The sequence below is a fragment of the Streptomyces sp. NPDC087263 genome, assembly GCF_044744645.1.
Classification (GTDB): Bacteria; Actinomycetota; Actinomycetes; order Streptomycetales; family Streptomycetaceae; genus Streptomyces.
This window is the reverse complement of the sequence record NZ_JBIUYT010000001.1, coordinates 814691-827475: the sequence shown is the minus strand read 5'-3', so window position 1 is coordinate 827475 and position 12785 is coordinate 814691. Positions and strand designations below refer to the sequence as shown.

The 12785-nt window shown below is 70.6% G+C and carries 11 protein-coding genes; 5 read left to right on the top strand and 6 right to left on the bottom strand.

Annotation, left to right across the window (positions count from 1 at the left end; translation table 11 throughout):
* Positions 1–46: 46 nt before the first annotated feature.
* From ACIPC1_RS03695 to ACIPC1_RS03685, 3 genes are all read left to right on the top strand, one after another.
* On the top strand, positions 47–1348 hold the full coding sequence (locus ACIPC1_RS03695; RefSeq protein WP_402512909.1) for a sensor histidine kinase: 1302 nt from the start codon (positions 47–49) through the stop codon (positions 1346–1348).
* Positions 1345–2007, top strand: a complete 663-nt coding sequence (locus ACIPC1_RS03690; RefSeq protein ID WP_402512907.1) for a response regulator — start codon at positions 1345–1347, stop codon at positions 2005–2007. Before ACIPC1_RS03695 ends, ACIPC1_RS03690 begins: the two co-directional genes overlap by 4 nt.
* Positions 2008–2163: 156 nt before the next feature.
* The gene (locus tag ACIPC1_RS03685) at positions 2164–3372 is read left to right on the top strand and encodes an exo-alpha-sialidase (protein WP_402512906.1); all 1209 of its coding nucleotides are present in this window, start codon (positions 2164–2166) and stop codon (positions 3370–3372) included.
* 204 nt (positions 3373–3576) lie between these two features.
* Here ACIPC1_RS03685 and ACIPC1_RS03680 read toward each other — a convergent pair whose 3' ends face one another.
* The 5 genes from ACIPC1_RS03680 to ACIPC1_RS03660 form a co-directional block, all read right to left on the bottom strand.
* Complete coding sequence (locus ACIPC1_RS03680; protein ID WP_402512904.1) at positions 3577–4512, bottom strand: dihydrodipicolinate synthase family protein; 936 nt, start codon at positions 4510–4512, stop codon at positions 3577–3579.
* Complete coding sequence (locus ACIPC1_RS03675) at positions 4509–5615, bottom strand: oligopeptide/dipeptide ABC transporter ATP-binding protein (RefSeq protein ID WP_402512902.1); 1107 nt, start codon at positions 5613–5615, stop codon at positions 4509–4511. Before ACIPC1_RS03675 ends, ACIPC1_RS03680 begins: the two co-directional genes overlap by 4 nt.
* A gap of 66 nt (positions 5616–5681) precedes the next feature.
* Positions 5682–7673, bottom strand: a complete 1992-nt coding sequence (locus ACIPC1_RS03670) for a dipeptide/oligopeptide/nickel ABC transporter permease/ATP-binding protein (protein WP_402512900.1) — start codon at positions 7671–7673, stop codon at positions 5682–5684.
* Positions 7673–8632: an ABC transporter permease gene (locus ACIPC1_RS03665; RefSeq protein WP_402512899.1), complete on the bottom strand. Its 960-nt coding sequence runs from the start codon at positions 8630–8632 to the stop codon at positions 7673–7675. The genes ACIPC1_RS03670 and ACIPC1_RS03665 overlap by 1 nt, the downstream gene beginning before the upstream one ends.
* An 18-nt stretch (positions 8633–8650) precedes the next feature.
* Entirely contained in the window at positions 8651–10270 is a 1620-nt protein-coding gene (locus ACIPC1_RS03660) for an ABC transporter substrate-binding protein (RefSeq protein WP_402512898.1), read from the bottom strand.
* Between the two features lie 235 nt (positions 10271–10505).
* Here ACIPC1_RS03660 and ACIPC1_RS03655 point away from each other — a divergent pair, with 235 nt between their 5' ends.
* Both ACIPC1_RS03655 and ACIPC1_RS03650 read left to right on the top strand, forming a co-directional pair.
* Positions 10506–11318 carry a FadR/GntR family transcriptional regulator gene (locus ACIPC1_RS03655; RefSeq protein WP_402513399.1) on the top strand — a complete coding sequence of 271 codons (813 nt, stop codon included), beginning with the start codon at positions 10506–10508 and terminating at the stop codon, positions 11316–11318.
* A 5-nt stretch (positions 11319–11323) separates the two neighbouring features.
* Positions 11324–11758 (top strand): protein-tyrosine phosphatase family protein, encoded by a 435-nt coding sequence (locus ACIPC1_RS03650; RefSeq protein ID WP_402512896.1) that lies wholly within the window; start codon positions 11324–11326, stop codon positions 11756–11758.
* Positions 11759–11765: 7 nt separating this feature from the next.
* Here ACIPC1_RS03650 and ACIPC1_RS03645 read toward each other — a convergent pair whose 3' ends face one another.
* The gene (locus ACIPC1_RS03645) at positions 11766–12779 is read right to left on the bottom strand and encodes an ABC transporter substrate-binding protein (protein ID WP_402512895.1); all 1014 of its coding nucleotides are present in this window, start codon (positions 12777–12779) and stop codon (positions 11766–11768) included.
* Positions 12780–12785 lie beyond the last annotated feature (6 nt).

Here is a 12785-nt window from a genome sequence, read left to right as displayed (position 1 = left end):
CCTTCCGGCGGAAGATGAACCGTTCAGGCAGACGGAGGATGAACCCGTGCAGGAAACCACCACGGCGGCGCGGCCCCGCCGCAGCGAGCGGGTCATGGCGGCGATCAACCGCGATCCCGGAGACTCCCCGCACGCGCTCCGCAACGACGCGCTGCTGGCCCTGGCGGTCGCCGTCATCGGCACGACCTTCGCGCTCCTCACCGACGACGCCCGTGAACCGGACACACTCGGCTGGGTACTGCTGCTCGCCGCCCATATGCCCCTGGTGTGGCGCCGCCGCCACCCGCTGCTCGTCCTGGCCGCCGTGGTGGCGATGGTGGCGCCCTATCACGCCCTCGACAACAACCACCTCGCGGTGACGCCGGCCTCGTACGTCGCGCTCTACACCGTCGCCGTCACCGGCCGCCCGCTGCGCACCGTGCTGGTGGGCATGGCCGTCGTCGGCATCTCCGTCAGCGTGATGCTCACCGTCAACACCCACCAGGCCATCGAACTGCTGCGTATCTCCGGCTGGGTCGTCGCCGTGCTCTTCTTCGGCGTCGACGTCCGCTTCTACCGCCAGTACGTCACCTCGATCGTCGAGCGCGCCGAACGCGCCGAACGGACCCGCGAGGAGGAGGCCCGCCGCCGCGTCGCCGAGGAACGCCTGCGCATCGCCCGCGACCTGCACGATCTGCTCGCCCACAGCATCACCCTGATCGGCGTGCAGACATCCGTCGCCGCACACGTCCTGGCCGCCGACCCCGACCGCCTGGACCGGGAGGCGGTCGCCAAGGCCCTCGACGACATCTCCGGCACCTGCCGCAGCGCCCGCGGCGAACTGCGCACCACACTGGAGGTGCTGCGCGAGTCCCCCTACGGAGGAGACCGGCGCGGCCCGCTACCTGGGCTCGACGGAGTGCCGGACCTGGCAGCGGCGGCCCGGCTCTCCGGCGCCGAGGTCGAGCTCGCCGTCCACGCGGACGGCGTCCCCTCCGCGGTCGGCGCCGCCGCCTACCGGATCGTCCAGGAGGCCCTCACCAACGCGGTACGGCACGGGGGCCCCGGTGTGACGGTCCGCGTGGACCTGCGTGCCGAGGGCGGCGCGCTGCGGCTCGCGGTCACGGACGACGGGGTGGGCGACGCGGGCAGCACACCCGGGTTCGGGCTCGTGGGGATGCGGGAGAGGGCGCGCAGTGTGGGCGGGACGGTGGAGGCGGGGATGCGGGTGGGAGGTGGATTCGAGGTGGTGGCGGTGTTGCCGGTGGAGTCGGTGGAGCCGGTGGGGGGTGCGGTGCCTGGGCAACCCACAAGGGGAGGAGCAGGACCCGTTCGTGTCGCCGAGCTCGGGTCGGGTGAGCCCCGATGACCATCCGGGTGGTCCTCGCCGATGACCAGACCCTCGTGCGGGCGGCGTTCGCGATGCTCGTCGAGTCGGCGCGGGACATGGTGGTCGTCGGGCAGGCGGCCACGGGCCGGGAGGCGGTGGAGCTGGCCCGCAGCGCACGGGCGGATCTGATCGTCATGGACATCCGCATGCCCGACCTCGACGGCATCGAGGCCACCCGGCTCATCGCCGCCGACGCGGACCTGGCCGGGGTCAGAGTCCTGGTCCTGACCACGTACGACACCGACGAGCACGTCGCGGAGGCGCTGCGCGCGGGCGCCTCCGGCTTCCTGGTGAAGGACACCAGGCCCGCCGAGCTCCTCGACGCGATCCGCACGGTGGCCGCCGGCGAGTCCCTGCTCTCGCCGGGCCCGACCGCCCGGCTCATCGCCCGTTTCCTGCGCAGCTCCTCGGTCCCCGCGACGGGCGGGCCCGAGGCGCTTTCCGAGCGTGAGCGCGAGGTGCTGACGCTGGTCGCGCGGGGCCTCAACAACACGGAGATAGCAGGGTCGTTGGGGCTGAGCCCGCTCACCGCGAAGACCCACGTGAGCCGCATCATGGGCAAACTGCGCGCCCGCGACCGGGCCCAGCTGGTGATCGTGGCGTACGAGTCGGGGCTGGTCGCTCCGCGCGCGCTGTGAGCTGACGGCACGTCAACACGCCGCGGCGGTGTGCGTATCACGGTGTCCCAACGGGCAGATTAGGTTCTGCCGGACATCCCACGTCCCACGTCTCATGTCCCATGTCCGCTCGATGGCCAACCGTCCGCCGCAGTCCGTCGCAGTCCAGGGAGTGTCATGACCGTCATGAGCCGCACGGCCGCGTTCGCGGCAGCCACCGCACTCCTCACGGCCGCCGCCGACCCCGGCAGGGACTCCACCGTCCCGCCGGCCTCGCCCGACTGCACCTCCTCCGTGCCGTACACCGCGGGCCAGGGCGGCTACGACACCTACCGCATCCCGGCCACGGTCAAGACTCCGGCCCGCACGCTGCTCGCCTTCGCCGAGGGGAGGCACAGCGGCGCCGGTGACACCGGCAACATCGACGTCGTCGTGAGGCGTTCCTACGACAACGGCTGTACGTGGGGCGCGCTGCGGGTCGTCGCTTCCGGGGACGGCGACACCCGGGGCAACCCGGCGCCGGTCGTGGACCCTCGTAGCGGCCGGATCGTCCTTGTCACGTCGTACAACAGCGGGGCGGTGACCGAGGGGCAGATCATGCGCGGCGAGGTCACGGCGGCGCAGAGCCGGCGCGTCTTCGTCCAGACGAGCCGGGACGACGGCCTCAGCTTCTCCGCCCCCCGTGACATCACGGCAGAGGTGAAGCTGCCGGACTGGCGGTGGTACGCCACCGGTCCCGGGCACGCGGTCGCCCTTCGGCACGGTCCGCATGCCGGGCGCCTTGTGGTCGCCGCCAACCACTCCGCCGCGCCGCCGGCCGGGTCCGCCGACACCGGGCAGGAGCCCAAGTACTACGGCGCGCACGCCATCTACAGCGACGACGGTGGGGTGAGCTGGCGGCTCGGGTTCGTCGACGACTCGTACGACGGGGTCGACAACGCGAACGAGAGCGTCGCGGCCGAACTCCCCGACGGGCGGGTGTACTTCAGCTCCCGCGACCAGAACGGCACGAGTGCCGGCAACCGGCTCGACTCCTACTCCAGCGACGGCGGCGAGACCCTGGACCGTCCGTATGCCGTCCAGCCCACGCTGAACGACGCGCCCGTCGTCCAGGGCAGCGTCCTTCAGCTCCGGGGGGCGGGGGCTGTGCTGCTCTTCTCCGCGCCTTCCGTGCCCACCGCCCGGCGGGCGATGGCGCTCTGGCGTAGCGCGAACGGGGGTTCGACCTTCACCAAGGCGATCACGCTGTCGCAGCGGCAGGCCGCGTACTCCGACCTGGTGCAGCTCGGGACCAGCCGGGTGGGGGTTCTCTACGAGACGGGTTCGGCGGGGACGTACGAGGGGATCGAGTTCCGGCGAGTGCGGGTCGCCGACCTGCGGGGGTGAGGGCGATTTGTTTCGCCCCCTCCGCCCCTGCCCGTCCCGTTCTGGGGGCTGCCGCCCCCAGACCCCCGCATCGGCCTGGACGGCCTCGTCCTCAAACGCCGGACGGGCTGGAGGTCAGCCCCTCCGGCGTTTGAGGAGCGGGGCTTTGGGGGCGGAGCCCCCAAGGGACGGGAATGGGCAGGGGCGGAGGGGGCGAAAAACCCCCTACAGCAACCCCGCCGTCGCCAAGTACTTCCCCACCCGCTCGATCTCCCCCTCCGACAACGCGGCCTGCGGCTCCGCCGTGACCGGGCAGTCGATGATCCCCCGTAGGTACAGCCCCGCCTTGAAGGCTCCGAGCCCGGCGGAACTACCCCCCATCCGGGCGGGATCGCCGACCCCCACGATCCCGAACAACGCACACAACCGCTCCTGCTCGGCCCGAGCCCGCCCCCAGTCGCCCTCCCGGCAGAGCTGGTACAGCCGTACGTACCCCTCGGGGTCGACGTTCGCCAGCCCGGGCACGACCCCGTCCGCCCCGAGCGCGAGCGCGGAGTCGACGACGAGTTCGGAGCCGGTGAGGACGCTGAAACCGGTGATGCCGGGGTGCGAGCGGGCGCCCATGACGACGGAGCGGAAGCCGGCGAGGTCGCCGCTGGAGTCCTTCAGGCCGGCGAGGGCGCCGTCGGCGGCGAGTTCGAGGACGAGCTCCGGGCTCAGCTTGGTGTGGACGGACACCGGCATGTCGTACGCGAAGACGGGCACGGAGGACCGCGCGGCGAGGACGCGGAAGTGGCGGGCGATCTCGGCGGGATGAGTACGGGTGTAGAAGGGGGCGGTCACGACGACCGCGTCGGCGCCCGCCGCGGTCGCGTACCCGATGTGGTCGAGTACGCGCGGAGTCGTCATGTCGATCGCCCCGGCAAGGACGGGAAGCTGTCCGCCGACGTGCGAGACGACCGTGGAGACGACGAGCCGCCGCTGCGCGTCCGTGAGGTACGCGGCCTCGGCCGACGAACCGAGCACGAACAGACCGTGCACCCCGCCCTCCACCAGATGGTCCACGAGCCGGATGAGCGAGGGGACGTCCACCTCGCGGGCCGGTGTCAGAGGCGTGCAGACGGGCGGAACGACACCGGTCAGCGGGGCGGGGATCGTCATGAGGGCTCCCTGGGATGGTGCTCGAACGGGACGTCGGCCATGACGGCGGCCGGCGAGGCGGACAGCGCCTGCGCGACCAGGTCGCGCGTGGACTGGCCCTCCTCCACAGGATGGTGGCACCGGTAGCGGTGATCGGGGCGTGACGCGGCCGTGAAGTCCGGCATGCCACTCGCGCACACCTCGTCCGCCTTCCAGCACCGGGTACGGAACGGGCAGCCGGACGGCGGACGGGTCGCCGAGGGGACGGGGCCCACCAGGGGGATCGGGTCGATGGGGTCGAGGAGGCTGGGCGTGGCCGAGAAGAGGGCCCGGGTGTACGGGTGCCGGGAGCTGTCGGTGACCTCGTGGGCCGGGGACTCCTCGACGATCCGGCCGAGGTACATCGTGATCACCCGGTCGCTCATCCTGCGGACCGTCTGGATGTCGTGCGAGACGAAGACGAGGGCCAGGCCCAGGCGCTCCTTCAGGTCCAGGAGGAGGTTCAGGATCTGGGCGCGGACCGACACGTCCAGGGCGCTCGTCGGTTCGTCGGCCACGACGAGGTCGGGGTCCAGAGCCAGTGCGCGGGCGATGGCCACGCGCTGGCGCTGGCCGCCGGAGAGCTGCCCCGGCAGGCCGTCGGCCAGCACGCGGGGCAGGCCGACCAGCTCCATCAGCTCCTTGACCCGCTCCTCGCGCTGGGCCGGCGTACCGCGCTTGTGGACGTCCAGCGGGTCCCGCAGGATCCGCCGGATCGTCAGGCGCCGGTTCAGGGCGGTGGACGGGTCCTGGAAGATCATGCCGGTGCTGCTGCCGACGGCCTTGCGCCGCTCGGCGGGGTTCAACGACCACAGGTCCCGGCCACCGAACGTCACCGTCCCGTACGTCGGCTGCTGCACCCCCACCAGCACCTTGGCGAGCGTCGACTTGCCGCAGCCGGACTCGCCGACGACGCCGACCGTCTCGCCGGGCGCGATGGTGAGGTCGGCGCCGGTGAGGGCGTACACCCGGTCGCGCGAGAACAGCCCACCGGTGCGGGCCTTGTGGACGACATGGGCGTCGGAGAGCGTCAGCAAGGCGTTCGTCGCGGGGGCATCCCCGCCTTCGACGGTCGGCGCGTTCACCGTAGGGTCCCGCCTTCCCCAGCCAGCGCGTTCACCGTACGGTTCCGCCTTCCCCAGCCGACGCGTTCAATTCACGACCTCGCTTTCGGTCGGATCCGGCGTCAGGTCGATCGCCGGGTGGTGGCAGGCCGCCAGGTGGTAGCGGCTGCCCAGCAGGTCGGGCGGGGTGTCGCGGCACCGTTCGCTCGCCATCGGGCAGCGGTCGGCGAAGCGGCAGCCCGCCGGGAAGTCCGCGGGGGAGGGGACGACGCCCTTGATCTGCGTCATCCGTTCGGCCGCCGTCTCCAGGGACAGGACGCTGCCGAGGAGGCCGCGCGTGTAGTGGTGGGCCGGCTCCTCCACCAGGTCGGCGGTCACGCCGACCTCGACGATCTGGCCGCCGTACATGACGACCACCCGGTCGGTGACCGCCGAGATCAGCGCCAGGTCGTGCGAGACGAGGATCAGCGCGAAGTCCAGCTCGGCGCGCAGTCGCAGCAGCAGCTCCATGACCTGCGCCTGGACGGTCACGTCGAGGGCCGTCGTCGGTTCGTCGGCGACGATGAGCTTGGGGTCGCGGGACAGCGCCATGGCGATCAGGACGCGCTGGCGCTGGCCGCCGGAGAGCTCGTGAGGGTAGCTGCGCAGGGTGCGTTCGGGGTCGAGGCCGACCAGTTCGAGGAGCTCGGCGGGAGTGCGTCGGCCGCCCCGTCGTACGACCTGTTTCAGCTGGGACCTGATCGTCATCGCCGGGTTCAGGGACGACAGCGCGTCCTGGTAGATCATCGCCATCTCGTGGCCGAGCAGCTTGCGCCGCACGCGCATCGGCTCGCCGACCAACTGCCGCTGGTTGAAACGCACATGGCCCCGGACCCGGGCACCCTTCGGCTCCAGGCCCATCACCGTCAACGCCGTCAGCGACTTGCCGCAGCCGGACTCGCCCACCAGCCCGAGCACCTCACCCGGCCGCACCTCGAAACTGATGCCGTCGACGATGTCCACACCCCCGTGGCGGGCATCGAAGCCGATGGCCAGGTTCTCGACGGCCAGGACGGGCAGGGCACCCTCGGGAAGGGGGCGGGCCCGGCTGCGCAGCCGCCCGGCGGCCTCCGAGAGCCCCGGCAGGTCCAGGACCTTGCCGCTGCCGGGCTCGGGGGCCTCAAGACGGTCCTTCGCCTCTCGTGCCGGCACGTCTCGCGCGGCGGGCGCGGCCCACGCGTCCGAGACGCCCTCGGAGAGGATGTTCAGCGACAGTACGGTGACCAGCATCAGCAGGCCCGGGAAGACCGTGGCCCACCAGCCGCCGGTCAGCACCATGTTCTTGCCGTCCGCGATGACGCTGCCCCAGGACGGGTCCGGGGGCCGGACGCCCGCGCCGATGAAGGACAGCGAGGCCTCGAACACGATGGCCTCGGCGACCTGCACGGTGCAGAACACCAGGATCGGCGCGGCGCAGTTGACGGCCACGTGCCTGATGACGATGTGCGGGGTGCGGGCACCGATGACGTGCTCGGCGGTGACGTAGTCCTCGCCGTACTGGGCGAGGACGTTCGCCCGTACGATCCTCGCCACCGACGGCGTGAACAGGAAGGCGATCGCGCAGATCAGCACCGTGATCCCGCCGCCGAACACGGCGACCAGGACGGCGGCCAGCGCGATGCCCGGAAACGCCATGACGACGTCCAGGCAGCGCATCAGCGTCTCGTCGACCGCCTTGCGCGAGGTCGCGGCGACCGCACCGAGGAGCGCTCCCACGACGAGGGCGAGCGCGGTGGCGCCCAGGCCGATGGCCAGCGACCAGCGGGCGCCGTACATCAGCCGGCTCATGATGTCCCGGCCGAGGCTGTCCTGCCCCATCCAGTGGCTCGCGGACGGGGCGCCGGTGCCGCCGACCGGTGTCTGCTGGTCGAGCGGGTCGTCCGGGGCGAGCAGCGGCGCGAACACCGCCACCAGCACCACCAGGGCCAGGAAGCACACGGCGATCTTGGACAGCAGCGGCAGCCGGTGCCAGCCGCGCAGCCGGATGCCGGGGCGGGACAGGACCTCGGTGAGACGTGTGCGATGGAACGGCGTGAACATCAGGTCGCCTCCCTCAGCCGCGGGTTGACCAGCAGATACAGGATGTCGATGGCGAGGTTCACGACGACGAAGCCGGTGGCCGTGGTCAGGACGACGCCCTGCACGACCGCCGGATCACCGTTCTTCACGGCGTCGATCATCAGCTTCCCCATGCCGGGCAGCGAGAAGATCGTCTCGATGACGACCGCCCCGCCGAGCAGATAGCCCACGCGCAGTCCGAGCACGGTGAGCGGGTTCATCAGGGCGTTGCGCAGGACGTTGCGGCCGACCACGACGTGCGGCGGCAGGCCGCTGCCGATCGCCGTCCGCACGTAGTCCTTGTCGAGCTCCTCGACCACCGACGTGCGCACGATCCGGGTGAGCTGCGCGGCGACCGGCAGCGACAGCGCCAGCGCGGGCAGCGTCATGGTCTTGAGCCAGCCGGTCAGCGAGTCGCCCGGGTTGATGTAGCCGCCGGTCGGGAACCAGCCCAGGTCGACGGCCAGGTACTGGATCATCAGCAGCGCCAGCCAGAAGCCGGGCGCCGCGACACCGGTCAGCGAGACCACGCGGATGATCTGGTCGGGCAGCCGGTCGCGGTAGATCGCGGCGGTGACCCCGCCGAGCAGCGCGAGCACCACGGCGACGCCGAGCCCCAGGAAGGTGAGCTGGAGCGTGAGTGGCAGCGCGGTGGTGATCTGTTGGAGTACCGGCTCCCTGGTCAGCGCGCTGGTGCCCAGGTCGCCGTGCAGCAGGTCACCGAGGAAGGAGAAGTAGCGGACCGGGAACGGATCGAGGAGGCCGTTCCGCTCCCGGAAGTCGTTCAGCTGCTGCGGAGTCGGATTGGCGCCCTGGAAGAACGCCGACGCCGGATCGACGTCCGAGAACCGCATCACGATGAACACGAACAGGACGATTCCGAGCATCAGCGGCACGAGCAGGGCGATGCGGCGGAGCAGGATTCTGACGACGGTGACCACGTGCTGACTACCTCCGGTCTACGCCCACTTGGCTTGCAGGAGGTTGATCCCGGGGTACGGCTGAGCCCTTATCCCGGTGAGCTTCTTCGGGTCCCAGGCGGTCATCAGCTCGTTGTGCACGACCGGATAGAGCACGGCCTGTTCGGCGACGACGTCGATGTAGTCCTGGATCATCGTCTTCTTCCGGGTGGCGTCCGGCTCCCGCGTCGCCTGGTCCATGTCCTTGAAGAGCTTCTTGGCGACGGAGTTGTCGGCCCAGCGGGCGTAGCCCATCCACAGGTTCTGCGGGCCGTAGTTGTAGTGCATGATCAGGTCTGCGTCGAGGCCGAACTGGTTGGGGTTCGAGGCCGCCGCGACCACCTGGTAGTCCTGCTTCTGGTCCATCTTCGTGAAGACGGCCGTCGTCTCCTGCGGGTCGAGCGTCGTCTTCACGCCGATCGCGTCCCAGGACGCCTTGATCGTCGGAAGGCAGTCCACGATCCAACTGACGTTGACCGCCATGATGTCGACCTTCAGCCCCTTGACCCCGGCCTCCGCCAGGAGAGCTTTCGCCTTCTCCGGGTCGTACGCGTACACGGTCTTCGCCGGCCGATAGCCCGGGTTGCCCTCGTTGAGGAACGAACTCGACGGCCTGCCATGTCCCTTGAGCGCGACCTGGACCATCTTGTCGGTGTCGATGGCGTAGTGCAGCGCCTGGCGCACCCGCACATCGTCGAAGGGCTTGCGCCGGGTGTTGAACATCAGGAAGAGGTTGTTCATCCCCGCGCCGCCCTCGACGGTCATCCCGCCCTTCGTGAGCTGCTGGATGTTGGCGTACGGAATGTTGTCGGCGATCGGCGCTCCGGCGCTGGCCCCCGAGATCTTCGCGACGCGCGGCGCGGCGTCCACCATCGTCAGCCAGTTCATCTTCTTGAAGGCCGCCTTGCGCGGGCCGTTGTAGTCGGCGAAGGCCTCGAAGGTGGTGTTGGACTTCGGGTGGTGGGCGGTCTGCCGGTACGGTCCCGAACCGATCGCCTTGCCCCTGATCGCGTCGTCCCAGGCGCCCGGCAGGGAGAAGACGTGCTTCGGCATGACCTTCGCGAGGGTGAGCCGCGAAACCCCTTCGGGGAAGGGGAACTTGAGCAGCAGCTCGACGTTCATCGCGTCGATCTTCCTGACCTCCCGCAGCCAGCTCGCGAAGAAGCCCTTGCCGAGCGTCTGCGTCTTCGGATCGAGGATCCGGTCGAACACGAACACCACGTCGTCGGCGGTGACGGGCTTCCCGTCGTGGAACCTGGCGCCCGGCCGCAGTTCGAACTTCCAGGAGGTGCCGGTGAGGTCGGCGGGCACCTGGGTGGCGAGTGCGGCGTACGGCTCGCGGGAGATCGGGTCCGTGTCGAGCAGGCCCTCGTAGATGTGGTTGTTGGCGGCCATGGAGAAGGCGGACGCCGTCTGCGTCGGATCCCAGCTGCCGTCGTTCCCGTAGCCGATGACGGCGGTCAGCGTCCCGCTCCCTCCGCCACCGGTGTCGTTCGTGGACTCCGGCCCCCACGAGCACGCCGACAGCGACGACGAGACGGCGGCGGCCGCGCCCAGCGCGCCGGTGTACTTCAGGAACGACCGGCGGTGCAGCGCCGGAGTGGGGGTCACGTCGCGCACGGTTCCTCCAGTGAGGAGTGGTCCAGTGAGTGGGAGATACGACGTCCTACGTCATAGGGGGCAGCGTGACCATAAGAGGGGGCGTAAGGAGGGTCAAGGGAACACACACGAATGGCGTATGTTCCAAAGGTGCGACCAATGGCACAGAGAAATAGGCCTAATTGACGACTGGTCAATGACTGATTGACGTTTCTTCATTCCGGAGGTGGGACGTCGGATGTCCAGCGAGCGTACGATGCGGCGCATGCCCGAGGAGACCGGTAACCGGCGCAGACCCGAGCGTCGGCTGGGCGGCCAGATACAGCGCGAGGTGATGCAGCTGATCCTCGACCGCGGACTCCGGGCCGGTGCGCCCCTGCCGACCGAGACGGAGCTGATGGAGGACCTCGGCGTCAGCCGCAACTCCGTCCGCGAGGCCCTCAAGGCGCTCCAGGCCCTCGACATAGTCGACATAAGGCACGGCTACGGCACCTACGTCGGCGAGGCGTCGCTGACCCCGCTGGTGGACGGCCTGACCTTCCGGACACTCGCCCGGCCCGTCGACGACGCGAGCGCGCTGGCCGAGATACTCCAGGTCCGCGAGGTGCTGGAGGAGGGGCTGATCCGCCGGGTCGCGGGCACGCTCTCCGAAACCGAGCTGGACCGGCTCGAATCGATCGTGACGAGGATGGAGAGCGCGGGCCGGATGGAGAGCGTGGGCGGGGTGGAGGCCGCGGGCCGGACAGGGAGCACAGGCCCGACGGACATTCCCGGCCGGGAGGGCGGCCCCTTCGCCGAACTCGACCGCGAATTCCACGAGTTGCTGTACGCCTCCCTCGGAAACGCCCTCGTCCCCCAGCTCCTCGGCGCCTTCTGGACCGTCTTCCGCCGCGTCTCCGGCATCCGCGGCTGGACCGACGACCCGGCACCCGAGGTCACCGTCCGCCGCCATCGCGACATCGTCACCGCCCTGCGCGCCCACGACGTCGAAGGCGCGCAGCGGGCGATGACGGTCCACTTCCGCGGCATCGAGGCGCGGGCGGCGCAGGAGTCACGCGGGGTAGGTTGAGCCTCGTGACCGAGACCTGGGACCCGAACGGCGCGGGCGTCCTGCGCCTCCCCTCCGGCCGCCTGGTCCGAGGCCGCGCCCTGCGCCGCCCGCTGCCACCCGACGGCCCTTCGCCGACGTACGCCGTGTATCTCCTCGGCAAGCAGCCGCCCGAAGTCCCCTGGGAGACCCACTGGTTGCGCTGGCCGGACTTCCGGCTGCCCGCCGACCGGGCCCGCGCGGTCGAACTCCTCACCGAGGCCTGGCGCCGGACCCCTGCCGACCGCGTCGAGCTCGCCTGCGGCGGCGGCCGGGGCCGCACGGGCACCGCCCTGGCCTGCCTGGCCGTCCTCGACGGGGTACCGCCGGAGGGGGCCGTGGACTTCGTACGGCGCCACTACGACCGGCACGCGGTGGAGACGCCGTGGCAGCGGAGGTACGTACGGCGCTTCGCCGCCTGAGCGAGGACTACGAAGCGGCGTCGGTTTCCGCCACCGTCCGTACGTAGGCGCCCAGGCGGGCGATGGCCGACGGGTTGCGCGGGCTCTCGACGAGGTCGGCGTAGTCGAGGACGAAGATCCGCTTGTTCCTGACGGCGGAGACGTTCCTCAACGGCGCATACGACAGCAGGAACTTGCGCTTCTCCTCGGCGCTGACGTCCCCGTAGTCGCAGATCACGATGACGTCCGGGTCCCGCTCGACGACGGTCTCCCAACCCACCGTCGTCCAGGAGTCGTTCACGTCGTGCGTGATGTTCACGCCGCCCGCCTTGCTGATGATCTCCTCGGGGGCGGCGTACCGGCCGGAGGTGAAGGGCTGGTCCTGGCCGCTGTCGTAGAGGAAGACCTTCGGCCGGTCCGCGCCCGTCGGTGCCTCGGCCTGCACGGCGGCGACCTGCTTCTTGAAGTCCGCGACCAGCGTGGCCGCCCGCTTCTCGACGCCGAAGAGCTTCCCGAGGTTGGTGAGGTCGGCGTACAGGGCGTCCAGCGGCGGCATGATGCCGCGCGAGGAATCGGTACGGCCGTTGCGGCAGGACTCGGTGAGGATGTACGAGGGGACGCCGAGCTTCTTCAGGGCGTCCGGGGTGAAGCCGCTGTCCTCGCGGAAGCCGTAGTTCCAGCCGGCGAAGACCAGGTCGGCGCGGGCGTCGAGGACGTTCTCCTGGGTGAGCTGCTGCTTGGACAGCCACTTCACCTCGTCGTAGCCGTCCTTCCAGGGAACGCCGGTCAGATCGCCCTTGTCGTCGGGCATGGCGAACCCGGCCATGCGGTCCTCCAGGCCCAGCGCGAACATGATCTCGGTGATACCGACGTCGTTCGTGACGACACGTTCGGGGACCTTCTCGTACGTCACCTTCTGACCGCAGTTGGTGAGGGTGACGGCCGACGACGCGGGTTTCGACTCCGCGGTCTCGACCTGGGCGCCGCATCCGGTGGCGAGAGTGGCGAGGCATACGGCGGCGGCTGCAACGGGCTTGCGCATACGGGG